Consider the following 25,133-nt stretch of genomic DNA (forward strand, 5'->3'; position numbering starts at 1 on the left):
GAGCGTAGTACAGATTTTATTCTTCTTGAAGTTTTGTCAACTTCTTTATGTTGCTTTCTAACTGATAGTATTTTGCATTTCCAACGCTTAATTGGTTGACATTGGTTTTGAATATGTAGGCAATTGAATAATCTTCAACTTTGGCGTTCATTAACGTCGAATTTTTTACTTTTAAGACACTACCTTTAGATAACTGTAAGTTTGTAATTTTTGAGGAAACAAGTGCAACAGATGAAAGGTCGGAAATCGAAAGTTTGTCAAATCTAGAGTCGTATGAAATAACTTTTGATACCAACCCTACTTTTGCGTCGTTAACAACTGTGTTATTTATAAAAACATTCCCACAGTTTTGAATTTCAAGTTCTTCAATGGATGAATCTATGATGTAAACTGCATAAACGCCGTTAATTGATACTCTGTTAAGCGAAGATTTTCTAATCACTACGAAGTTAGTCAAATTGGCATCAATATTTCTAAGATTTGACCCGTCTACAAAAATCAGTGAACCCCGGTCTGAGCTAATATCAATTTCAGGACCGATAGCGCTGACGTAAGCTGAACCGCTATCGGAAACAGTCAGTTTCCCACTTCCCAAGAAGCTAACTAGTCCTGTTGTTACAAGTGCACCCTTGATATTCAGTTCGGCATTGAGAGCCGTGATAACTGTAACTCCACTCTCCAGCATAAGAGCACTTTTCTCAGGAAGTAGGGTTTTGCTGATAATCCTATAAGGTGATTTTGAAGAGAGTAAAAATTTTCTACCAGAGATGTTTGTAATCGGGTTTTGTGAGTCGAGTATGTCGAGGTTCTCAAGTGTTGGCGGGACAAAAGCGACATCTGATATATTACCAAAATCATCACTTGCAACTGCCAGGTAGAATTTGTCAGAAAGCTTGATTTCGTTGGATTTATTGATAGCTTTCAGGGCTCTTACCGTTGGGTCGTAAAACGTGACTGTACTTTCAAAGACATATGTATAGACTTCCGTAATTCCATTCAGTCGAATTTGGTCAGGAGAGGTTTTTACTTCAACGATGTATTTTTGACCATTCATGGTTATGGTTCTCTTCCCGTCAACTAAAAGCATTCCATCGAGAAATGTAAAAGGAAAGTTTTTTCCGTCAACTTTTAGTTCTTTTCCAAGTTCAACCTTAGCAATTCCCAATTTTTGGGGAACTAAAACCCCGGCAGTCGCTATGACCACCGGGATGATTAAAGTTAGCAAGGCTACAAGCTGTACAAAACGTGTTTCTTTGAAAAGACGTTTTACAACCTTTCTCATTTTATCATCTCTTCTTACGTTTTATTTTATTTCCTTTCTCCTCTGAGCACAGCCGAACAACGTGGACATGTTTCTGGATGTTCTTCATCTTTACCAGTGTCTGGGTGATATTTCCAACAACGCTGACATTTTTGACCTTCTGCTCTTTGGACTAAAACGTTTGCAAACTGACCGTTTAACCCAGAGACATTTTCAGACAAAGTCACTTTTGAAACGATGAAGAATTCCTCAAGCAGTGACTCGTATTTTCTGAGCAAGCTTTTCAATTCTTCGTTCTTTGCTTCGATTATTACATGGGCATCGAGTGAATGGCCGATAATATCAGACGCCCTGGCGCTTTCCAGTGCTTTCAACACATCGTCTCTTATGAGTAGCAAATGATTGAATTCCTCGAGAAGCCCATCGTCAATGAATTCTTTTCTAACTTCTGGCCAATATTCAAGGTGAACACTTTCGTATTTCTTCAAATGGCTTTCTTGGTAAGCCTCTTCTGCTGTGAATGGAATAATTGGTGCAAGAATTTTTATTAGAGCCTCAAGTATGTAATGTAGAACGGTTTGAGCAGACCTTCTGTAGATTGAATTTTTCGCCTCGACGTAGAGTCTGTCTTTGAGTATATCTAAATACACAGCACTTAGTTCTGTAGTACAGTATTTGACAGTTGCGTTGTAGACTTTGGAGTATTCGAATTCTTCGTAGTATTGTGTTACATGTTCGATGAACTTTTGAAGTTTGCCAAGTGCCCATTTGTCCAATGGGAGCAGTTTTTCGTATGGCAGCAAATCTGCTTCTGTGAAGTCATAAAGGTTACTGAGCAAATATCTCAGCGTGTTTCTTAGCTTTCTGTAGACCTCAACTTGCTGTTCAATTATGTTCTTACCAACCCTGATGTTATCAAAAAAGTCCGTGCTTGCAACCCATAATCTCAATATGTCGGCGCCATATTTGTTGACGATTTCCGTAGGATCAATTACGTTTCCGAGAGATTTACTCATCTTCCTTCCTTGTTCGTCTTTGATGAAGCCATGTGTGACAACGGTTTTGAACGGTGCTATTCCTGCTTTTGCAGTAGACAAGAATATCGAGCTTTGGAACCAACCTCTGTGTTGGTCATCACCTTCTAAGTAAAGGTCAACTGGGAACTTCTCACCTTTGGAGCGTATCACCGCTTCCCACGAACATCCAGAATCTATCCAGACATCTAGTGTATCATGTGTCTTTTCAAAATTCTTACTTCCGCAAGCTGGACATTTGAAATCTGCTGGAATTAGTTCGGCAACGTCGAGTTCGAACCAGGCATCTGTGCCTTTTTCTTTAACTATGTTTGCAAAGTGCTCGATTACTTGTGGGTCGAGTGTAACTTCGCCACAATCTTTACATTTTACCGCTGGAATTGGTACTCCCCAAACCCTTTGACGCGAAATCGTCCAGTCTGGTCTTTCCTGAACCATTGCGGTGATACGTGTTTCACCCCAAGCAGGATACCATTTAACTTTCTTAATCTCTTCAAGCACTTTACCTCGCAAGTTGTTTTTATCAACGGAGATGAACCATTGTGGTGTGGCACGGAACATAACCGGGCCTTTACAACGCCAGCAGTGTGGGTAGCTATGGCTAATCTTTCCTACTTTAATCAAAGAACCGTTGTTTTTTAGGTCTTCAACTATAATTTTGTTGGCATCCCATATCTTTAATCCTTCATATTTTCCTGCCTCTTTTGTGAACCTACCTTCGTCATCCACAGGTGAGAGAACTGGAAGATTGTATTTTAAACCCGTTTGATAGTCTTCTTCACCGTGACCAGGAGCCGTATGGACACAACCAGTACCGTCTTCAAGAGTTACGTAATCAGCAAGAACAACAACGGAAGTTCTGTCGTAAAGTGGGTGTTTTGTAAGTTTACCTTCGAGTTCTTTACCTACGAATTTTTCAACAACTTCAAAATCGATACCAACATCTGCGGCGAATTTTTGAAGTAGTCCTTCTGCAACAATCCAGTATTCTTCACCAACCCTTATTTTGACATATGTGTAATCTGGATGGAGTGCGATAGCAACGTTCGCTGGGATAGTCCAAGGAGTTGTGGTCCAGATGACAATATACGTGTCTGGTTTGTCGACCATTTGGAATTTTACATAAATTGATGGGGATTCATGGTCATGGTATTCAATTTCTGCTTCCGCAAGGGCTGTTCTACACGTTGGACACCAATAAACGGGCTTGTTACCACGATAGACGTTCCCGTTTTCCACCAACGTTTTGAATACATCAAGTATGTGGTATTCGTAATCTGGGTCAAGTGTTATGTATGGATGTTCCCAGTCACCTTTTACGCCGAGTCGTTTGAATTCCTCTCTCTGAATGTCTACGTATTTCAGAGCAAACTCTTTACAAAGCTTTCTTATTTCGGCTGGTGATTTTTTCTTTGCTTCTTCTCCCAAGGATGTTGTAACTCTGTGTTCAATTGGCAATCCGTGTGTATCCCATCCAGGAACGAAAGGCACTCTGTAACCGCGCATGGTTTTGTATCTGGTGACGAAATCTTTCAGTATCTTATTCATAGCGGTACCAAGATGGATGTCTCCATTTGCGTACGGAGGTCCATCGTGTAGAAGGTATGTTGGTGCATTTGCTCTTGTTTCCAAAGTCTTTTTGTAAATCTCCTTTTCTTCCCAGAATTTCAACATCTCCGGTTCCTTGTTCACAAGGTTAGCCTTCATTTGAAAGTTTGTTTGTGGTAAGTTCAGCGTTGCTTTATAGTCCAATTTGAGCACCTCCTAATGCAGTTTTATCCTAATCAGCTATTTTATAATAGAAAAAAAAGGGGTGATGCCCACCCCTTTCTTGAAAGGTGTGGGCACCATTCACATGTTAATCAAACGACTGATTACTTCTTTTAATTCAGTTAAATCAGCAGACTTCACAATGTAGGCATCAGCTGCCCAAGAAGCCATATCGCTTTTGTAATGAGAGTAAGCAGTCAATAGAACCAACTTTGTTTCCCGTCTGATTTCTCTCAATTTACCCGCAAGTTCCAATCCGTTCATGCTTCCAGGCATCTCGATATCGATAGTAACAAGATCATACTGTTTTTCACCAAATTTTTTTAGCGCTTCGTCAGCATTTTCGGCTTCATCTACTTCATAACCAGCGTCCATTAATTCTTCGGCTATTAGTAATCTCATGTTGGGTTCATCTTCAACTACGAGAATTCTTTTGGGCATACTCTTACCCCCTTTCTCGGGGATATTATACCATATGAATTGTTAATATTTCAACTCATCGATAACAAGTTTCTGTTAATTACCTTTGTACATTACCATAGCTGATATAGCTTTAATATTTATCTTACCGCTAACTTGGTAGAGAACCTTTGTTCCTGCGTTATCTTTGTCAACAACGACGTTCCAAGTCCCATCCGGAAGTGTGAATTGTTGGTCTTTTGTGTCACCGTTGTAGATTACGAGTATTTCCTTCCATGGGTCTTTCTCATCTTTAAGTACAAATGCTACCATCTTTCTTGGACTTGGTAAGAATGTCAGTTTCTTTCTTATATCCTCGGCGGTCCTTTGCCTAAACGCAATGTGTGATTTTCTCAGTTCGATTAGACCTTTGTAGTAATTGAAAACATCTATAAACTCGGCTTTTCTAGCGTAGTCAAGTCCGTTTATGGAGATTGGTGATTTGTAAGAGTTCTCATCGAATTTCTTTGTTCTAGCGAAATCTTGACCTGCATGCAAGAATGGTATACCTTGTGATGTCAACAATATAGCACCAGCAAGCTTTTGAGCGTCTTTGAGCATTTCTTCAGTCCACTTTACCGTTGTATCCGCCTGTGCTGCCAGGTAGTTTTTGTCCCACAAGGTGTGGTTATCATGAACTTCGACGTAGTTGATAGTTTCCTGTGGGTCTTTCGCAAAGCTTCGAATTACTTCGTCGTATTCGATGCTACCTGCAACTCCGCGTTTTACACCTGTTTCTTTGGCAAGAGCGCCCATCAAGAAGCCCTTGACAGTTGCGTTGAAAACAGAACCACGGAGTGCATCTCTGAATTCATCGTTGAACGCGGCGATACCTGTACCACCAACATCGGCTTTTCCAAATCTAATGGGTGCTCCCCAACCGCCCCAAGGTTCACCGTAAAGAACCACAGAAGGCTCTATCTTTGAGAGTTCTGATTTTATCGCAAGCATTGTCACCTTATCCATTAATCCCATCTGGTCAAATCTGAAACCATCAATTTTGTATTCCGTGACCCACCATTTGAGTGTGTCGACTATGTATTTTCTCATCATCGGTCTTTCGCTTGCAATGACATTACCACAGCCACTTTCGTTCAAATATGCACCTGTTTTGTCAATTCTGTAGAAGTAATATGGAACTGCCTGGTCGAATGGAGACATTACACCAACGCCCCATGTATGTGGGAAGACCATATCAAGGATAACCCTTATACCATTTTCATGGAGTGCTTTAACCATTTGTTTGACTTCGATAATTCTTGTGTATGGGTTGATTGGGTCTGTTGAGTAGCGTCCTTCTGGAACTGTAAAGAGGTATGGGTCATAACCCCAGTTGTAACTTCTTTCAAAATCTTTATCAGCTTCATCGCCTGTCCAGAAATCGAACATTGGAAGAATATGAACGTGAGTAACCCCGAGTTCAACGAGGTGGTCAAGACCAGTTGTTACACCATTAGGACCTCTTGTGCCTTTTTCTGTGAGTCCCAAGTAAAGTGCTTTGTTCTTGACGCCAGAATTATCGAGTCCGGTCATATCTGCGATGTGGATTTCGTATATTATCGCATCTTCTGGGGCAACTAGTGGTGGTCGTGCGACTTTTTCCCAGCTCTCTGGATTTGTTTTGCTGAAGTCAATGATAGCACTCTTGGCAGAATTCTTCGTTACCGCTTTTGAGAAGTAATCAACTGATTCTCTATATTCTCCATAGCTGAAGTACCTGATTTTGTAGAACCATCCATCCCAGTTTCCTTCAAGGACGGCTTCCCATGCCCCGTTGCCTATATATTTCATTGGAACAACTTGCGTTGGTTCTTTATCATCCCAATTTTTGTAAAGTAGCACATCAACAGTTTTTGAAACAGGTGACCAAACCCTTATCGTTGTCTTTTCAGGGGTGTATTCAAATCCGAGTGGACCATCGTAATAAATCTTGTCCAAAATTTCCATCATGATGACCCTTGCCGGTTTGTACCCTTCTATCTCTACTTGGACATCTTTGTTAACATCCTCAAGTTTGATAGGTTCAGCGAGAACAACTTTGACATGGTTTGTTCTGGAAATATCCGTCGGATTGGCTTTCTCGACACGAGCTATTTTGAGTGGTTGACCGTCTACCGTAACTTTTGCACCGACTTTTGTTGTGTCGACTTGACCTGTTAAATATGCTTCGATTGTGTATTGGTCCCTAGCCTGTGCAAAGAGCACACGAGGGCTTGTGTCTGGTTTTGTTGTGTAAATCTGTTCTATTCCTTGCAAGAGCCACACCTCCGCCTTACCATCTTTGATTGTTATGAATCTATCCATTGCAACATCTTTTTCTCTCCATTCTCCAAGTCTAACTATTATTCCAACTTTCGTTAATGTCTCCGGGAATTTAACTTTTGCAACAACTCCAAAATCATCTTTTTCTGTGAACTGATAAGCTGCACCTTCTTTTGAAATAGGTTCAACCCACCAAATCCAAAGGTTCCATCCGTCGTAGTTACCATCCCACCTGTGATAATGGATAATCAGCTCTGTTTCCGCAAAGCTTATCGATAATGCGAATACGATGAGCGTAATAACTGAAAGCTTTTTGAGCAGACCCATACTTGAATCTCTAAACATACCCTGACACCTCCTTAAATTGGTGTTTTTGAACAACTATATTGTACCCAAAGTATTATACATTATCCCAGATTTTTTTCTACAAATTTTTGGAAATGTTTCCAGTGAAAAAAGAGACGAGCAGCACCTCAAATAATCGAACTTAACAATTCTTAACATATTAAAAATTTTACTTAATGGACCTCTGAGAAAATAAAAGCGAACTTTAAAACAGGAGGTGGAAGGTATGAGGAAGTTCATTTTAACGATAGCATTTGTTTCACTTTTTGCGGTTTTTGGTTTTGCGACTGCGTTGGTTATAAAAGGTTCGAACACGATGCTTGACATTGCGCAGTTGTGGGTCGAAGAGTTCAACAAACAGAATCCAGACATCAAAGTTACACTTGAGGGGGCAGGTAGTTCAACGGGGATTGCAGCACTTTTTAACGGAACAACGGACATCGCAAACTCCAGTAGATGGTTTAAGGATTCTGAAGTTCAAAAGATGTTTGAAATGAAAAAGTGGTTTGCACCAGTTCTTGTTGCTTGGGATGGTATCGCAATAGTTGTTCACAAGGATTTGCCTGTCAAGAACCTTACTATACAGCAAATAAAGGATATCTACACAGGAAAAATTACAAGATGGAACCAGATTGATCCGAACCTTCCGGCAAGAGATATTGTTGCTTTCTCCAGAAACACAGCTTCCGGAACGTTCGAAGTCTTCAAAGAAAAAGTGCTCGGTGATGAAAAGATGTCTCCAAGGGTAAGAATGCTTGAATCATCTATGGCTGAGCTTGAAACTGTTGCCAAAACTCCGTATTCTATAGCTTACTTTGGTGTTGGCTACGTAGATCAGAGTGTAAAAGTTGTCTCCGTAAACGGAGTTATGCCAACAAAACAAAACATACTTTCTTCGAAGTATGCACTTTCTCGTCCACTCTTCATTTTCATCGATGTTACAAAAGGTTGGCCCGAAGAAGGACCAGTTGCAGAATTCTTGAGATTTGTTATGTCAAAGAAAGGACAGGAACTTGTTGAAAAAGCGGGGTTTGTCGCTGCTCTTGGACAGTAAAAAGGGTAGCAGATACTGAAAAGAAGTTTCTAAGAAACAAGAAAGGGGATGCCATGTGCGTAGAGAAATAAAAGATAAAACGCGAAAAGCTTTGATGGCAATATCTTCAGTCACAGCGATTGCTGCTCTCTTTGGAATATACTATTACCTTGTTAAAGAGTCGCTTCCAGCTATCCGCTCCGTTGGAGCGGAACTCTTTTTATCTGACCAATGGTATCCCGTTTGGGAACCAGGAGAATATGGAATGAGAGCGCTAATTATAAATTCTTTGATTGTAACTGTATTAGGGACGTTATTGGTTGTTCCTGTTGCATATTTCATAGCCATCTATTTACATGGATTTGCAACGAAGAAGGAAAAATCAATTGTAAGGAGATTGATCGAGTATCTCTCAGGTATACCGTCTGTAATCATTGCTTTTGTCTTTCTTACGTACCTCAGTCCCATTTTTCCGGCGATAGGTATATATTCTCCCCAGAATTTGTTACTTGCATTAATAGGTCTGTTCTTTTTGACAATACCGATAAGTACCGTATTAATATTAGAATCCTTGGACAGTGTTCCAAAGGAACTAGAGGAAGCGAGCGCGGCGCTCGGAGCACTCCCGTTGAAGACTTACATGAAGGTCACGACTAAAGCAGCACTGCCAGGTGTTATGAACGCAATAGTTTTAACGGCGAACAGGATAGTTGGCGAGACGATTGTTGTGTTGCTCCTTGGTGGGGGTGCAGCTATGGTGCCTACAAAACTAACGGACCCGTTTAAGACATTGACAGCAGCTATTGCAAGTGAAATGCCGGAAGCTGCTAAATTTTCAATTCATTACAGCGCGTTATTCTTTGCAGGCTTGGTACTTGTAATCTTTTCAACGGTATTTGAACTCACATCGGTTATGTTGTTAAGGAGGAGCCGAAGATGAGAGAAATAGATAAATCACGTATCGCTGAAAACAGAAAGACAAGGCTTGCCCTACGAATTCTTACATACATTATTTCCTCACTTATCGTTGCTCTTTTCTTACTTGCGTTTGTGCCGGGGTTAAAATACTGGTCGTGGGAGTTTTTCACTCAATTCCCAAAGGAACGTATGACCGATGGGGGTATATTTCCAGCCATTCTTGGTTCAATCTTACTAACCGTAACATCACTTGCGATAGCGATTCCACTTGGTGTGCTGTTGGGAATTGTGCTTTCGGAATATAATTTGACCTATATAAAGTTCGCAGTTACTATTTTGAGTGGTATACCTTCCGTTGTCTATGGACTTTTTGGATTGGGGTTGTTCTGTATCACAATGAACATGAGAACTTCCATTTTAGCTGGTGCCTTAACACTATCTTTGATGGTCTTGCCGGTTATATCATCATCAGTTTACGAAGTGATGCAAGCAATTCCAAGAGAACTTAGAGAGGCTGCATATGCTTTGGGTGCTCGAAAGAGCGAAGTAATATTTGAAATGTTAGTCCCTTCAGTTAGAAACACCATCCTTACCGTTTCATTTGTCAGCGCGGGCCGCGTGATTGGTGAAACAGCACCGCTTATTCTTACCGCTGCTGTTTTTTATGCAACACAATTACCGAAAAGTCTTCTTTCTCCAGTTATGACGATGCCAACTCACATATATTTCTTGACCGCTGCATATGGAAGTAGTGCTCGATGGATGGCTGAAGGAACAGCTTCTGTTCTTATACTATTTATAATTCTTGTCTACACAATAGCATTTATGTTCAGGAGGGAAAAGAAATGACGGATACAGTGATTGAAATTAGGAATTTTAACGCTTATTATGGTGAGAAAATTGCTGTTAAGGATGCGAATTTGAAAATACAAAAGAACAAAATTACAGCAATAATGGGACCATCTGGTTGCGGTAAATCAACGTTGCTCAGAAGCATCAACAGGATAAATGACTTGATACCAGAGTTCAAAGTGCAAGGTGAGATACTATTTCACGATAAAAACATATACGACCCAGATGTTGATGTGTACACGCTCAGAAGAAGGATAGGGATGGTTTTCCAAAAACCAACGCCTTTTCCAATGTCTATCTTTGAGAACATTGCCTACGGCTTGAAATTGATAGGTGTAACCGATAAAAAGGAACTCAAAGAAAGGGTGCGTAATGCACTTGAGATGGCGGCTTTGTGGGATGAAGTTAAGGATGACCTTGAGAAAAGCGCTTTAAAACTGTCTGGTGGACAACAACAAAGACTTTGTATAGCGAGAACTATAGCAATAGAACCAGAAGTGATATTGTTTGATGAACCCACAAGTGCACTTGACCCGGTTGCTACGCAGAAAATAGAGGCTTTAATTGAAGAGCTTGCCGAGAAATTCACTATAGTCATTGTTACACATAATATAGGTCAGGCGTCGAGGATTTCAGATTACGTTGTCTTCATGTATCGTGGAGAGATAATTGAACAAAACGAAACTTCAAAGTTGTTAACCAATCCACAAAATGAAATCACTCAGCAGTTCCTTAGTGGTAAAATAGGATAAATAGGATAATGATAGATAATTATCAGGGGAGGAATAAAGATGGTAGACGAAAGGCATCACTTTGAAAAGGAGTTTTCTATGCTTAGAGCTGAGCTTTCTAAGATGGTTTCGTTAGTCACAGATTCGATAGAAATGGCTTCTGTGGCATTCGAGAATGTGGACCGCTCAATCGCAAGAAAGATTTTAGAACTTGACGATGAAATTGACGATCTCAACAGAGAGATTGAAAACCTTGTCATAGATATAATAGCAAGGTTTACACCTCTCGGAAAAGATTTGAGATATACAATCGCTGCAATGAAACTTGCTAACAATCTTGAAAGAATAGGGGACCATGCATGCAACTTCGCAGAGAAAACATTATGGATTTCGGACAACATGCCTGAATTCAAGCCCTCAGCCTTGGTAAAGCAAATGTTCGGAGAAGTTATCAATATGCTTCAGAAGACGGTTTTGGCGTTCTCGAGAAGGGACGTTGAACTTGCCATAGAAACGTGGCGTATGGATGACGTTATTGACGATTTGGACAGAAAGGTTACAAACGATGTTGAAGGTTTCGAACCTCACACTTTGGTTTTGAACGTGCTTTTTGCAAGGGACTTAGAACGTGTTGCTGACCATTTGACTAACATATGTGAGGAGATAGTATTTATAGAAACAGGAAAGGAGCTAAAAAGCCTACTATGAGGGTACTTGTTGTTGAGGATGAAAGGTTGCTTGCTGAAAATATAAGCAAGATGCTCAAAAGCGAAGGGTTTGAGGTTGAAATTGCATACAGTGTCTCTGATATGTACAAAAAAATTGAGGTGTTCGAACCAGAACTAATTGTGCTCGATTTAATGCTACCTGATGGCAATGCGTTGAACGAAATCCAAGAGCTCAAGACTGAACTCCCAGAAGTTGGAATTATCATTATTTCCGCAAAGAACACCGATTTGGATAAGATAATAGGTATTGAACTTGGTGCGGATGACTACGTAGGTAAACCATTCAACACAAGGGAACTTGTTGCCCGCGTGAAGGCGTTTTTTAGAAGAACAAAGGGATTAAAAGAGGTCATCCGTTACGGGAAACTTGAGATATATCCAGAAGATTACACAGTTTTCTACGATGGTAAGAAAATAGAACTAACATCAAAGGAATTTGAAATTTTAAGACTCCTTGCTCAACGTCCAGATAGGGTATTCTCCAGAGAGCAGATTTTGGAGGAGTTGTGGAAGGACGATTTTGAAGTCTACGATAGAGTAATTGATGTTCATATAAACAGCCTGAGAAAGAAACTCGGGAAGAACTGGATAGTAACTGTCCGTGGAGTTGGATACAAATTCTCAAAGAAAGGGGACACAGCCCTTGAATCAGATGAATCCGACAGAGAATAAATTATCACACGCTGAATTAGCGACAAAGCTTCTGGACCATGTTCAGGAAGCGGTTTTTGTTTTAACCGGTTCAAAAATTACGTATGCGAACAAAAGAGCAAAAGAGTTTTTTGGAGAATGCGAAGGTTTGGATTTGTTTGAGCTTCTCATCTTAGAAAAAGGAACCTTGATTGTTGATGCGATACATTCGGACAATTTTGGAAACACCCTGGAATTTGAGGATAGGGTTTTTTCTAGTAAAAAAGGTGGATGGGTCTATTTTCACATTACATATGTAAAAGAACTCTCCACCTTAATTCTTCGTGATATTACTCAAGAAAGAATTCTACAAGAAGCTAAGGACAATATGTCTGTTTTGATAGCCCACGAGCTCAAAAACCCGCTCGGAGTTTTGCTAAGCACGGTATCTGAGATGATTGAGGACGAAGATGATGAGGAGAGATTAAAAAAGTTACTCGCAATTGAGAGGCAAGCACTCAGGCTTAAAAGAATTGTCGAACAGGTTGAGTATATAACCAGGGCACAACTTGGACTTTACACACCTAAGCCTGTTCCAATTAATGTAAGAAGGTTAGTAGATACCGTTTTAGATGATGTAAAAGAGCTCGCCCAAACAAAATCAATAAAGATTGAAAAGCATATAGATGTTGAAAAATTGGTGGCTGATGAGTTTATAATCAGGACTATATTGAAAAATCTTGTCTCCAACGCGGTTAAGTATTCTTTCGAAAATTCAAAGGTTATTATCAAAATTACTGAAGATTACATTTCTATCCGAGACTTTGGTGTTGGGATTCCTGAAGAAGAAATTCCAAAGATATTTAACAGATTTTACCGCACATCAACGGGTGTCAAAATGGCTTCGGGCTCGGGTCTGGGACTTGCCGTGGTTAAACACCTAGCAAATATTGCGAATTACAGAATTGAAGTCAAATCTCAACACATGATTGGAACTGAATTTATTGTATATCTCCGTTCAGAATAGTGTTTTTATGCTAAAAAATAAGCCAGAGAAAACACCCCTCTGGCTTTTTGTTTTGAAGCGTTTAGAAAGGTTGATGAAGATATTAGTAAGTTTAAAACTCAATAAACAATAAAAAGCCACCGCGAAGGTGGCTTTTTTGAATCAGTTTAACGCTTTAGTTATTTTCTTCCTTAGGTTCTTCGACAATAGCTGTCAACTTCCTTGGAACTTTCTTGATTATGTAGAATTCCAGCTCGTCCCCTTCTTTTATATCATCAAAATTCTGGAACTTTATACCACATTCCTGTGGAGCACTAATTTTGTTAACATCTTGTTGGTAATGTTTTAAGCTTTCTATTTTACCTTCGAAGACCAACGAGCCATTTCTGTATATCCTAACAAATCCGCTCTTGTCCACATATCCATCGTAAACTTGAACTCCTGCAACGTTTCCATATTTGTGTATTTTAAAGACCTTTTTAATCTCACCTGTTCCGGTCTTTTCTTCAACTTCTTCAGGCTCAAGCATACCTTCAAGAGCTGCTTTTAAGTCTTCGAGAAGTTTGTAGATGATAGTGTATGTTTTTATTTGAACGCCTTCTGATTCTGCTAATTTCGAAGATTGTGAATCGGCTTTTACTCTAAAACCAAGTATGATGGCTTCCGAAGCTGATGCAAGCATGACATCACTTGTGTTTATTGCACCTACTGCAGCGTGGACGATGTCTATATCAATTTCGTTTGTTCTAAGCTTTGCTATAGCATTTTGCAAAGCCTGGAGGGAGCCAACCGTATCTGCTTTCAAAATAAGTTTCAGTTCCTTCTTTTCGCCTTCTTGCATCTTTTTCAAAATCTCTTCGAGTTTTATTTGTCTCTTCTTTCTCAACTCGCGTGCTTCGATTTCTCTTACCTTTTCTACAATTTCTTCAGCTTTTTCTTTTGATTCAACAACGTAAATGATACTGTGCGGGTCTGGGAGTTCTTCGAAACCAACTATCATAACAGGAGTCGATGGTTCAGCTTGGTTTATGCGTTTTCCTTTGTCATCTATGAGCGCTTTTACTTTTCCGTAAACCTTTCCAGCTACAACGTAGTCTCCCACTTTGAGTATACCATCTTTGACTATCGCATTTGCCACAGGTCCGTATCCCTTATCAAGGCGTGTTTCAATTGTTACAGCCCTTACAGGTTTATCAGGTATGCATCTTATATCTTGCATTTCAGCAACCAGGAGAATCATTTCAAGCAACGTATCAACATTCGTTCCGTTTCGTGCAGATATGGGGACAACGATTGTGTCTCCACCCCATTCTTCTGGTATGAGGTTCAATTTTGTTACCAAATCTTGTTTTGTGAGTTCAACATTTGCGTTTGGTTTATCTATCTTATTGATAGCTACAATAATCGGCACATTTGCAGATTTTGCATGGTTGTAAGCTTCTATCGTTTGGGGCATAACACCGTCATCTGCAGCGACTACGAGAACAACGATATCCGTTGCTTGAGCTCCTCTGGCTCGCATTTCTGTAAAGACTTCGTGTCCGGGAGTGTCGATGAATGTAATCTTCTTACCATTGACCACAACTTGGTAAGCACCAATACTTTGTGTAATTCCACCCTCTTCTTTTTCTGCTATTCTTGTCTTCCTTATATAGTCCAAAAGTGTGGTCTTACCATGGTCAACGTGACCCATCACAGTTACAACAGGGGGCCTTGGAACTAACTTTTCTTTATCTTGGTAAAGTATCTCAAATTGCCTCTTCAATTCATCGAGTGGGTTTTCCAGTTTGACTTCTTCTTTTCCTTGCTCCTCTTCAAATGTGAGGCGAACATCATACATCTTTGCAATTTTCTTTGCAAGCGATACAGAGATTGGTTGGCCAGGTCTGAGAACCTCACCTTTCATGAAGAAATCTTGGATAATTCTATTTTGCGGAACTTTTATCTTTTCCGCAAATTTGTCCAATTTTAGGTCTTCTTCTGTAATATGAACGGGAGGCTTTTTCGCCTCTACTTTTTCCTTTGTTGGTTCCCTTGATTTAGTTAATGTTACATCTTCCTCCTCGTCGAGGGTTTCCTTGTAGATTTCAAGGAGGATATTCACAGTCTCTTCATCGATAAAACTCATGTGGCTCTTTACTTCAATACCAAGCTCCTCTAGTTCGTGGAGCAATTCTTTTGTATCCATGTCGAGTTGTTTTGCAAGTTCGTATACCCTTAGTCTTGCCAAAAAATCCACCTCCCGTTTAACTCAAACTATATTATAACACACATTCTTTGGATTGTTCAATTCGTTTAACCAATTGAAAAAATCGTGTATTGAATCTTCAACTTTTCTGGGGGTGTATGGTATTATAGATGAGATTTTCGCCTTTGAAAATGTGTAATTCAAACGCAATGTGTGTAGTGCATAAGGAACAAATTCAGTTGGTATTGAAAAGAGCAAATTAGCAATCAATGAAATTGCGCTGAGTATATCTCCAGAAGTGTCATCTAGTATCTTGAACGAATTAAGACCACATAGTTGCGGGAGCTTTGCAAAATCAATGTCGTTACCAGAGACTATGAAACGTTGCTTTGAAATTTTGCTGTAGCTATTTGATATAAGCAGGCTGTATAGTTTAACAATAGCATCGGCGACGTCTCGCACATCGACGAAGTCAAATTTACCATTTACCGTATAACGCAATTTTCCAGTTTTATATTTCAACAGTACTCTTGAGAAATATGATAATTTGTAATCGTATGGTCCAAATATACCTGTTGGAAAGATGATAAAACCATCAAGACCTTCAGAAAATGCCTTTTCAACTTCTTTGGTGGCTATAGCCTTTGATTTTGCATAGTCCCCAACAACACGGGTTTCATCCACTGGTGTTTCTTCGGTTATTAAACTACCTTTTTCAACTTCAACAAACGCGTGAACACTGCTTACGTAAATCAACGGTATTTTCTTTTTCTTCGCAAGGTTTATAACATTTTTCGTTCCTCCAACGTTTACCGAATAGACCAGTTTCTTTTTGGCTGGGGTTATCGCTATAACTGAAGCGAGATGGAATATTGCATCAACATTTTCAAGTGCGTGTGAAAAATCTGAGCGCACGTCTGAATAGAAAACCTCCACTGGAACAAGTTGGAGTGGAAATAGAGTGTCACCTGGCTGAATCAAAACCCTAACCTTTTCACCTTTTTGGAGAAATTTCTTTACCAACACGTTTCCTAAATGACCGGTTGCACCTGTGATTAAGACCATATTTTATCACCTCTATCAATCATTGATTTTGTTAACCAAAGGTATTGATAAATTTCAAAAATCATATTATCTTCTTAAATAGGGGACACCCCCCAATATACTCTCAATAAGGAGGTATCCCGATATGGTTAATATCCAACCCAAATGCCCTCATTGCGGCTCTTCTAACTTCATCAAAAACGGTCATGATAAGTTCAAAAACCAAATCTTCTTTTGCAAAGACTGCAAGCGTTACTTTAAACTTACTTTCACCAAAAAACACAAACTTTTTTCTTTCCCTTACCCTCGTTGTGTTCATTGTAACCATGTCATGGAAATTTACAAAATCCACTTTCTCTTCCTCAGCCTGTGCCTTTCAACTTTCATCCTTTCAAATTCTTCCGTTTCCCTATCTATATCATTCTCAAAGCTTTCATCTTGTACTTCAAATACAACCTTTCTCTTCGTGCCATTAAAGCTTGCTTGAATATCAATGTCTCTCATGTCGCTATTTACAAATGGATTATCAAGTTATCTTCTATTATTTCGCTTTTTGAGTTTGAGAATGTATTTAAAGTTCATGGTGATGAAGTCTAAATAGAGTTAATAACCGATGGACTAAAAGCGTACGAGATAGCAGTAAAACTAAATTTTGATAATGTTGAGCACAGAGAAGTAAGACTAGGTAAAAACAACGAATGTGAATCGAAATTTTCGTTATTTAAGATGTTTGTTAGAGCGAAAAGGAGCTTCAAGAAATTTAGCAACATACGGTACTATGTAAATGGTTTTTGTGTAGTAAGGAACCTATGCAAGTTATATGAGAACGAAAATGAGATGATTACAGCTTTAGCTTCCATCATCATTACTAGTTAACAGCATCCAATCATTTTGTATTCATTAAGCATTCTTGAGAGTCTTACCATAACATCAAAGCCGAGTTGGAGGTTGGAAAGTTCTTCTTTCGAAAGTAAGGATAGAATCTTGTTAAAAATATCTTCAAACGCTTTCAATAACTTTTTGTAAAGACTTTTTCCTTCATCAGATAGGACAATGTAAAAATGCCTTCTGTCTTCTTCAGATTGAATAGTTTTTATCACCCCTTTTTTGATGAGTGATTTTGTGGCAATGCTAACTGCGGCTTTTGAAATATTCAGTTGCTTTGATAGTGTTCCATTGGAGACTTTATCAGACGTTGCGGAGAATAAAAAGACATAAAGCTCCGTTGTGCTCATACCTTCTAGCTCAGGTATCTCGGGTATGAGACTTACCATTCCAGTTACGATTTCAACGATATTTCTTAAGATGCTTTCTGGATTAAGAGAGTTATCTTCAAAATGTTTAAACTCCACTATCCCTCACCTCCTTAGTTACCTTGTAATCTATTGCCCATATATTTAGACCGTTTATTTTTTAAATCGTTTAATTTTTTAACTATTTTTGACAAATGCATGCGTTACTATCGTTGGTTAGTCTATTCTTAGAACGAAAATATGTGATAGCTTTGTTTAGATTGCAAAAGTTTTGGTATGCTCGTTTTATCTTTCGAATCTTTGAGTATGCAATGTTTATAGTTTCACAAAAAGAGTACTAAAATTGATATGCTTCATAGAAACCTAACTTTGCGACCTTAAGTATTTCAGAGGGGAGGGCTTTTTGATGTCGACCAAGGGAAGGTGGCAGTGGTCGGAGGTAAACAAGACAAATTTTTCTAAGATTAGGTCAACCATTGAAGCTGCGTTTTACGGTAACAACGTAGAGCTTTTAACATCGCGACGAGAGGCATACAAGAAAGCTATAAAATCGCCAGGGACCATAGTCACCGATTTGCCTGTCTACAAACCAGAATTGTTGAACTTAGATGAAGGAACTCGTATTCTTTTGTTCAACGATGGTGCAACCGTAGGTAGGTTTGCTGGTGCGAGGAAGATTATAGGGATGCCAGGGGTTAACGAGGATGCACTTGCAGAAGTACTCAGAGAAGCAGTTTATGGAACGCGTTACAGAAAGATGTATCATGCTATTAGTTACACAGGATTACACGAAGACTTTATGGTTAAAAACCACATACTTATACCCGAAGGTTTTGAGAATACGGTGTATAACTGGCTTTTGAATTTCCAAGACCTAACGCCAGAGTATGCTGCTATGTATGAAAGGTCTAAATTTTTAAATGAGCCGGATATTTATATCTTCACAGACCCTGATTGGTCCCACCCTGATTTTCCCGGTGGACTTGCTCTCTTTGACCCAAAAAACAACTGCGCCGCGCTTTTAGGACTAAGGTATTTTGGTGAGTTTAAGAAGGGTACGCTTACACTTGGGTGGTCTGTTGGGAATAGACAAGGTTACGTTGCTTGCCATGGGGGCTTGAAAAAATATGAGTTCGATGGGAAAAAATACGTTGCAGCATTCTTCGGGTTGTCAGGTTCAGGGAAATCCACACTAACGCACGCCAAACACAATGGAAAATACAAAATCACAATTGTTCACGATGATGCATTGGTGATAAATCTTGAAGACCTTTCATCAATAGCATTGGAACCTTCGTACTTCGATAAAACTTCTGATTATCCGTTAACAAGTGACGATAACAAATATTTACTGACAATCCAAAATTGTGGTGCAACAGTTGACGAGCAAGGAAGAATTGTACCAGTTATGGAAGACATCAGAAATGGCAACGGAAGAGCGATAAAATCAAAGCTTTGGTCACCCAACAGGGTTGACAAGATAGAAGAACCTGTTAACGCCATTTTCTGGATAATGAAAGACCCTGTGCTCCCACCAATTGTAAGGATAGAAGATCCCGTTCTTGCTTCAACGATGGGAGCAACTCTTGCAACCAAACGAACATCCGCTGAGAAACTACTTCCGGGTGTTGACCCTGAAGCACTTGTCTTTGAACCCTATGCCAACCCGTTTAGGACTTATCCACTATCTGAAGACTATGAAAAGTTCAAGGTACTTTTTGAAAAAGGTGTAGAATGCTATATAATCAACACGGGATTTTATTTGAATAAAAAGGTTCCAAAGGAGCTGACTCTAGAAATTTTAGAACTCATAGTCGAGCGAAAAGCTAACTTCGTTGACTGGTTCGGTGGCTTGAAAATATTAGAGATACCCGGCTTTGAAGTAAGAACTTCCGATTACGAATACAGAGAATTACTAAAAATTTCGTTCGAAAAAAGATTGGAATTTTTGAAGAACAAAGATGTCGAAAACCAAGGTTACGACAAGCTCCCAGAGGAGTGCAAGCTTTCTATCCAAAGCTTGATTGCTTATCTATAAAGTATCAATTGTATCAAGTAACGAAGGATAAGTATGGTAATCTTTTATTTACCGAAGAGTAACATTATTGAAATTGATAATTTTTAGACTTAGTATAAAATAGGAATTGATATAAATGATTTTGAAGAAGAAAACTTTCCGGATATTGAGAAAGTGAAGAAGTGAAAAAGTATTATCAAAAAGTTTGCGAAGGAGGTGTTTTTATGGGTTTTCCACTTATAGGTGATAAGGTTCCAGAATTTACGGCAAAAACTACGCATGGTGTAATAAACTTCCCGAAAGACTACGAGGGTAAGTGGGTTGTGCTTTTCAGCCATCCAGCAGACTTTACACCAGTTTGTACAACGGAATTTGTAGCCTTCCAGAAAAGGTATGAAGAGTTCAAGAAACTCAAGACGGAGCTTATAGGATTGAGCATTGACCAGGTTTTCTCACACATTAAGTGGGTGCAGTGGATAAAGGAGAAACTCGGTATTGAAATTCAGTTCCCGATAATTGCAGATGACAGAGGTCAGATTTCTGAACTCTTCGGTATGATTCATCCTGGGAAGGGCACGAACACGGTTAGAGCTGTCTTCATAATCGACCCGAAGGGTATTCTGAGGGCTATGCTTTACTACCCACAGGAGCTTGGAAGAAACATGGACGAGATTTTGAGAATGGTTAAGGGATTGCAGGTGAACGATGAACATGGTGTTGCACTTCCAGCAAATTGGCCAAATAACGAATTGATAGGTGATGAGGTTATTATCCCACCTGCAACTGATTGTCAAACAGCCGCGAAAAGACCTCAAGAATACGACTGTTACGATTGGTGGTTCTGCCACAAGAAACTTAAGTAATCAACTCAATACAAAAAAAAGAAGCGGGGATGTAACCTCCCCGCTTCTTCTTCTTTACTCTCGTTTTTTGTCTAACACTTTACACTTTTACACTTTTTTGGTTTTCCAAATATCTCTTACATATTCTTCGATAGTCCTATCACTTGAAAATTTCCCACTTCTTGCTATGTTGAGTAGCGATTTTTTGTTCCATTCTGCCTTGTTTAAAAATAGTTCTTCGACCTTTTTGTGTGTTTGTTCGTATGCTTCGAAGTCTGCTAATACAAAGTATTGGTCTGGCATAGGTGCAAACTTACCGTAAAGCAGGTTTTCATATATATCTACAAAAAGTTCTGGATTGTCTTTGTTGAAGTAACCGTTTCTAATCATATCAAGAACTCTTCGTATTTTTTCGTTTTCCAGATATATACCGAACGGGTTGTAGATACCTTTTCTTCTTGCTTCTTCTATCTCTTCCGCTTTCAGACCAAAGATAAATATGTTTTCCGCCCCAACTTCTTCAAGCATCTCCACATTAGCACCATCAAGAGTTCCTACGGTCAGTGCGCCGTTTAACATGAATTTCATATTTCCGGTTCCTGATGCTTCAAAGCCAGCTGTTGATATCTGCTCGCTCACATTAGCAGCTGGGATTATTATTTGTGCGGCAGAAACATTGTAATTTGGTATGAATACCACTTTTAACTGTTTGCTAACAACAGGGTCATTGTTCACAACGTCTGCAACGCTGTTGATAAGTTTGATTATCAACTTCGCCATCCTGTATCCTGGTGCAGCTTTACCTGCAAAGATAAACGTTCTCGGAACTTTCAAGTGTTTCCCTTCTTTGATTTCGTTGTAAAGATGTATTATATGCAGTATGTTCAAAAGTTGTCTTTTGTATTCGTGAATTCTTTTTACTTGAATATCAAAAAGCGAGGCTGGGTCCAATGTAACACTGAGTTTGTCTTGCACGTATTTTGCAAGTCTTTCTTTATTCCACATCTTTGCTTGGTCAAGTTTTTCTAAGAACTCAGAATCATCAAGAAAAGCTTCAAGCTTTCTAAGTTCATACAAGTCCACAATCCATTTATCGCCTATTGATTCGGTTATGAGTTTTGCTAGGGGTGGATTACATTCAAGCAACCATCTTCTCTGTGTTACACCATTTGTCTTGTTGTTGAATTTTTCCGGATACATCTCGTAGAAATCTTTTAGCACAGTTCTTTTAAGTATTTCTGTATGCAGTTCTGAAACACCATTTATGGAGAATGAGGCAATTGAGCAAAGGTTAGCCATTCTGACTTTCTTTATGTTCCCCTCTTCGAAAACAGACATATTAATTATTTTCTGCAAATCTCCATTGAATTTTTCACTGACATCTTTCAAAAACCTTGCGTTGATTTCCTCAATAATCTGATAATGCCTTGGCAACATATTTTGGAGTAACGGAGCTTCCCATTTTTCCAGAGCTTCGGGCATTACGGTGTGGTTTGTGTATGCTATTGTGTTCTTGACTATTTCCCAAGCTTCTTCCCAGCTGTATCCTTCTTCATCAAGGAGTATACGCATCAATTCTGGAATAGCTAATGTCGGGTGCGTGTCGTTGAGTTGGATAACCTCTGACTGTGAAAGGTTGCTCAAATCGTTACCAAACCTTCGTTTATGTCTTCTAATGATGTCTTGTATGGCTGCGCTTACAAAGAAATATTCTTGTTTTAATCTTAGCTCCCTACCTTGGAAGAATGCATCATTTGGGTACAATACTTTTGATAACGTTTCAGCAAGATTTTTCTCATACAAGGCTTTTTCGTAGTTACCCTTTTCAAATTCTGCGAAATTAAATTCATTTATAGCTCTTGGTTGCCACAGCCTGAGTACAGAAACGATATCACTGTTGTAGCCTGTTATATATATATCGTAAGGAACAACTAAAACATCGTATGTGTCGACCCATCTGAATTTCAGATGTCCTTTCTCATCTATGTAGCTTTCGCTTCTTCCGAAGAATTTTACGGTCACCGCTTCTTCTGGTTTAGGAAATTCCCAAGGATAACCGTTCTTTTGCCAGTCATCTGGTAATTCTTTTTGGAATCCGTTTTCGATTTCTTGTTTGAATAATCCGTACTGATACCTTATTGTGTAACCAAAAGAAAGATAACCAAGTGTTGCTAACGAATCGAGAAAACACGCTGCAAGTCTACCAAGTCCTCCGTTACCAAGAGCTGCGTCTTCTTCGAGCATGGCAATTTCGTCAAGCGAAAGACCATATGAAGCAAGCAATTCTTTTACCTCATCTTCAACTTGTAAGTTGAGTATGTTGTTGTACAAAAGCCTTCCAATGAGGAACTCCATCGAAAGGTAATTTACAATTCGCAGGTCTTTTCTGTTTAGTATTACTTCTTCAGTATTCAACCACTTTTCCGCTACTAAATCCCTAATAGAATAGGATATGGCTAAGAATTTTTGAAGAAGTGTGGAATGTTCTTTGTGTTCTGCAAGTGTATGGTTGAGATGGTATTCAAACTGTTTGGGAATTTCTAAGAACTTGCCATTTATATGTTTAGACTTCGCTGTTCTTGGCACAGTTTTGCACCCCTCTTCAGTAACGTTCTTTATTTTCCCCGCTTTCTCTAAAGCTTTTTTGAACCGGTTCCAATTCAGGTTCTAAAAAAAGCGAAAGACCAGGATAAAGTTTACACCAAAAACTTGAAAAAGTCAAATTAAGACCATAAATAACCGAATACTTGATGATATTTCACTTTACATCAATAAGCTTCTTTAATCTTATAAAACCTCAGATTTTTGAAATGCAATTACATGAAGTAATCTGTTAATTCAGGATGGATTTCGAGTTCATAATCTTCGGAAATGAATTCACTATCAAAGTAAACTTCGAATAACCTTTTCAATGCCGCTTCGACGAGTTGGTTAAGTGTGTAATCTTTTGTGAGTTTGCTGTTCACAATAGCGTATATTTTATATTGGTCCATAACGACAGCAACAATTGGTTTCGTTTCGTCAATTTCGATTATTTCCGTATCCACTACATGGAAGACTTTATCAATTACAATTGCAGATTGGTCGTCTTTTTCCATAAGCCATTCGATAGGGTTATCTGAGGCAAGGAATCCTGTTAACTTTATTGAGGGAGTTGCTTCAATGGGAGCGTAGAACTCGATACGGAAATTACCGTAATACTTACTGTTGACAGGTTTCAGTTCGATTTTTGTCTGTAATTTTGAGATTTGATTCACTATTTTAGTGAGATTGTTTTTCTCGTCTTTGTGTACGTATGTAACGTTTACACCATCTAAGAACTTCATTCTTTCTCCTCCTTTGGTTTAATACAATTTGAATATTTTGATAGGATTTTTGATATAATCAGCTATCATGTGGACCATAACACCAGAAAATGCACTGATTCCGAAAAATACAGCCAAACTGCTCTTTGGAGATGTAAATAAGTAAACCAAAAGACCGTAAATTGCGGCGAATGTTACTGAATGTGCAAATCCTCTATGGGAAAATATGGGAAGTGACAGAAATAGATTGATGAGGCTGATACCTATCACCATTGATATAGCGACTGAGAGTGCTAATATACCTTCTTTTGTAATTACACTCAGCTGTTGGATGGTAAGCAACTTTTGGTGTATAAACGCTGTGAAGACGTATATGCTAAACGCAAGTGAAATAGCTTTTGTAAAGTTTCTCAGAGGGGCATTAGAACTATCCAAATCGGGCAAGTCACTTCCAAGAATAAATACAGCATAGCTGATAGCAATTTCTATAGGTGTTGGGGAAAAGCTTTTGTTGAGAAATTTTGAGACCAGACCATATATCAGTAGAAAAGCAGGATATGAAATCATACCTATTCTCAGATGAGCTGTAAGGTTTGGCATAATTTGAACCCTCTCTTTAAATTAGTTTGTTTTCTAAATGTTTTATTCGTTCTTCAATAGAAGGGTAAGTTCCCGATATGAAGTTCATTTTACCTTGCGCATCTGCACAATTTGGATCGACGAAGAAGTGGTATCTTATAAATGAAAATTTCGTATCGAACTTATGGCAATTTTCCATTGCCTTGGAAAGTAGTTTAATCATAACCTCTTTCCCAAGAATTTCTGCTGCAAAAAAGTCAGCATCGAATTCTTTCCTTACACTTACAAAGATGTTTGAAAGAAAACTCAAGGGAATAAATATACTTGAAAAAGCCGCTATTGTAGCGTAAAGCGCTATACCGTTTGCAACCTTTTGCCTGTTTATTTTACCTTCATTCCAAATTTTTCGGAGTTTTGCTATCTTTTCACGTGACAGCTCGTAAATTAGCATTGGACTGCCAAATGTTCCACTTACTGTGGTCAGGTAATCCGTATCTTTGTGAATTATATGATAGAGTTCATGAAGAAATATAGCTTTCAACTCCTCGGGTTGCAATTTTTTCAATGCGCCGCTTGTGATGCAGATTGTATGTGTATGCTCTCCACGCCCAACAGAGAGTGTATTAACAGAAGGAGAGTCTATAAGCATTAATTCTACGTCTGATTGTATATTCAAAGAAGTTTTTAACTCATTAAGCAAATCTTTTGTTGATTTTACTTCTGGTTCTATCGTTTTGTCATTGCTTTTGAGACGCATCAGCCTGATAATTATCTTATCAACAACGGATAAACCAAACAAAACCTGAAACAAGGAAAATAATCCAAAAATGATAGTAAAAACCACCATGGTTTTCAGCAGAGTGTCTAGAATAAGCC

General features: G+C 38.9%; 20 protein-coding genes and 1 pseudogene. 10 read left to right on the forward strand and 11 right to left on the reverse strand.

What is annotated here, in order from left to right:
* Positions 1 to 16: 16 nt before the first annotated feature.
* The 4 genes from JM64_RS06175 to pulA all read right to left on the reverse strand — a co-directional run bounded on the left by JM64_RS06175 (position 17) and on the right by pulA (position 7,113).
* On the reverse strand, positions 17 to 1,282 hold the full coding sequence (locus tag JM64_RS06175) for a hypothetical protein (RefSeq protein ID WP_064011912.1): 1,266 nt from the start codon (positions 1,280 to 1,282) through the stop codon (positions 17 to 19).
* A 26-nt stretch (positions 1,283 to 1,308) separates the two neighbouring features.
* Positions 1,309 to 4,047, reverse strand: a complete 2,739-nt coding sequence (gene ileS / locus JM64_RS06180) for an isoleucine--tRNA ligase (protein WP_064011913.1) — start codon at positions 4,045 to 4,047, stop codon at positions 1,309 to 1,311.
* Positions 4,048 to 4,146: 99 nt separating this feature from the next.
* Positions 4,147 to 4,506, reverse strand: coding sequence for a response regulator (locus JM64_RS06185; RefSeq protein WP_014452274.1), 360 nt, complete (start codon positions 4,504 to 4,506; stop codon positions 4,147 to 4,149).
* A 75-nt stretch (positions 4,507 to 4,581) separates the two neighbouring features.
* Entirely contained in the window at positions 4,582 to 7,113 is a 2,532-nt protein-coding gene (pulA, locus tag JM64_RS06190; RefSeq protein ID WP_041263510.1) for a type I pullulanase, read from the reverse strand.
* Positions 7,114 to 7,357: 244 nt separating this feature from the next.
* Here pulA and JM64_RS06195 point away from each other — a divergent pair, with 244 nt between their 5' ends.
* From JM64_RS06195 to JM64_RS06225, 7 genes are read left to right on the forward strand one after another with little or no spacing between them, the layout of a single operon-like run.
* The gene (locus tag JM64_RS06195) at positions 7,358 to 8,185 is read left to right on the forward strand and encodes a phosphate ABC transporter substrate-binding protein (RefSeq protein WP_064011914.1); all 828 of its coding nucleotides are present in this window, start codon (positions 7,358 to 7,360) and stop codon (positions 8,183 to 8,185) included.
* Positions 8,186 to 8,240: 55 nt separating this feature from the next.
* A complete protein-coding gene (locus JM64_RS06200) occupies positions 8,241 to 9,104 on the forward strand; it encodes a PstC family ABC transporter permease (protein ID WP_082868332.1) in 864 nt (287 codons plus the stop codon).
* Complete coding sequence (gene pstA, locus JM64_RS06205; protein ID WP_064011915.1) at positions 9,101 to 9,931, forward strand: phosphate ABC transporter permease PstA; 831 nt, start codon at positions 9,101 to 9,103, stop codon at positions 9,929 to 9,931. The genes JM64_RS06200 and pstA overlap by 4 nt, the downstream gene beginning before the upstream one ends.
* Positions 9,928 to 10,686: a phosphate ABC transporter ATP-binding protein PstB gene (pstB, locus tag JM64_RS06210; protein ID WP_064011916.1), complete on the forward strand. Its 759-nt coding sequence runs from the start codon at positions 9,928 to 9,930 to the stop codon at positions 10,684 to 10,686. The genes pstA and pstB overlap by 4 nt, the downstream gene beginning before the upstream one ends.
* A gap of 39 nt (positions 10,687 to 10,725) precedes the next feature.
* On the forward strand, positions 10,726 to 11,373 hold the full coding sequence (gene phoU, locus JM64_RS06215) for a phosphate signaling complex protein PhoU (RefSeq protein ID WP_064011917.1): 648 nt from the start codon (positions 10,726 to 10,728) through the stop codon (positions 11,371 to 11,373).
* The gene (locus tag JM64_RS06220; protein WP_064011918.1) at positions 11,370 to 12,065 is read left to right on the forward strand and encodes a response regulator transcription factor; all 696 of its coding nucleotides are present in this window, start codon (positions 11,370 to 11,372) and stop codon (positions 12,063 to 12,065) included. Before phoU ends, JM64_RS06220 begins: the two co-directional genes overlap by 4 nt.
* Positions 12,046 to 13,050: a sensor histidine kinase gene (locus tag JM64_RS06225; RefSeq protein WP_064012556.1), complete on the forward strand. Its 1,005-nt coding sequence runs from the start codon at positions 12,046 to 12,048 to the stop codon at positions 13,048 to 13,050. The genes JM64_RS06220 and JM64_RS06225 overlap by 20 nt, the downstream gene beginning before the upstream one ends.
* Positions 13,051 to 13,204: 154 nt before the next feature.
* Here the strand turns inward: JM64_RS06225 and infB are convergent, their stop codons facing one another.
* Positions 13,205 to 15,259 (reverse strand): translation initiation factor IF-2, encoded by a 2,055-nt coding sequence (gene infB / locus JM64_RS06230; RefSeq protein WP_064011919.1) that lies wholly within the window; start codon positions 15,257 to 15,259, stop codon positions 13,205 to 13,207.
* 21 nt (positions 15,260 to 15,280) lie between these two features.
* Complete coding sequence (locus JM64_RS06235) at positions 15,281 to 16,282, reverse strand: NAD-dependent epimerase/dehydratase family protein (protein WP_014452284.1); 1,002 nt, start codon at positions 16,280 to 16,282, stop codon at positions 15,281 to 15,283.
* A 124-nt stretch (positions 16,283 to 16,406) separates the two neighbouring features.
* Here JM64_RS06235 and JM64_RS10250 point away from each other — a divergent pair.
* A pseudogene (locus JM64_RS10250) lies at positions 16,407 to 17,137 on the forward strand (DDE-type integrase/transposase/recombinase).
* On the opposite strand, the gene JM64_RS06245 reads toward JM64_RS10250, so the two are convergent.
* Complete coding sequence (locus JM64_RS06245) at positions 17,134 to 17,613, reverse strand: MarR family winged helix-turn-helix transcriptional regulator (RefSeq protein WP_064011921.1); 480 nt, start codon at positions 17,611 to 17,613, stop codon at positions 17,134 to 17,136. The pseudogene JM64_RS10250 and the gene JM64_RS06245 sit on opposite strands and share 4 nt — an antisense overlap.
* Positions 17,614 to 17,920: 307 nt before the next feature.
* On the opposite strand from JM64_RS06245, the gene JM64_RS06250 reads away from it, so the two are divergent.
* Together JM64_RS06250 and JM64_RS06255 are read left to right on the forward strand one after the other, a co-directional pair.
* The gene (locus tag JM64_RS06250; RefSeq protein WP_014452286.1) at positions 17,921 to 19,552 is read left to right on the forward strand and encodes a phosphoenolpyruvate carboxykinase (ATP); all 1,632 of its coding nucleotides are present in this window, start codon (positions 17,921 to 17,923) and stop codon (positions 19,550 to 19,552) included.
* Positions 19,553 to 19,755: 203 nt separating this feature from the next.
* The gene (locus tag JM64_RS06255) at positions 19,756 to 20,394 is read left to right on the forward strand and encodes a peroxiredoxin (RefSeq protein WP_064011922.1); all 639 of its coding nucleotides are present in this window, start codon (positions 19,756 to 19,758) and stop codon (positions 20,392 to 20,394) included.
* An 87-nt stretch (positions 20,395 to 20,481) separates the two neighbouring features.
* Here JM64_RS06255 and JM64_RS06260 read toward each other — a convergent pair whose 3' ends face one another.
* The 4 genes from JM64_RS06260 to JM64_RS06275 form a co-directional block, all read right to left on the reverse strand.
* Positions 20,482 to 22,959 carry a glycogen/starch/alpha-glucan phosphorylase gene (locus tag JM64_RS06260; RefSeq protein ID WP_156487912.1) on the reverse strand — a complete coding sequence of 826 codons (2,478 nt, stop codon included), beginning with the start codon at positions 22,957 to 22,959 and terminating at the stop codon, positions 20,482 to 20,484.
* A gap of 230 nt (positions 22,960 to 23,189) precedes the next feature.
* On the reverse strand, positions 23,190 to 23,699 hold the full coding sequence (locus tag JM64_RS06265) for a hypothetical protein (protein ID WP_064011923.1): 510 nt from the start codon (positions 23,697 to 23,699) through the stop codon (positions 23,190 to 23,192).
* 18 nt (positions 23,700 to 23,717) lie between these two features.
* The gene (locus JM64_RS06270; RefSeq protein ID WP_064011924.1) at positions 23,718 to 24,278 is read right to left on the reverse strand and encodes a metal-dependent hydrolase; all 561 of its coding nucleotides are present in this window, start codon (positions 24,276 to 24,278) and stop codon (positions 23,718 to 23,720) included.
* Between the two features lie 16 nt (positions 24,279 to 24,294).
* A complete protein-coding gene (locus JM64_RS06275; protein WP_197473434.1) occupies positions 24,295 to 25,068 on the reverse strand; it encodes a M48 family metallopeptidase in 774 nt (257 codons plus the stop codon).
* Positions 25,069 to 25,133: the final 65 nt, after the last annotated feature.

It is taken from the genome of Fervidobacterium pennivorans (assembly GCF_001644665.1).
In the GTDB taxonomy this organism is placed as follows: Bacteria; Thermotogota; Thermotogae; order Thermotogales; family Fervidobacteriaceae; genus Fervidobacterium; species Fervidobacterium ngatamarikiense.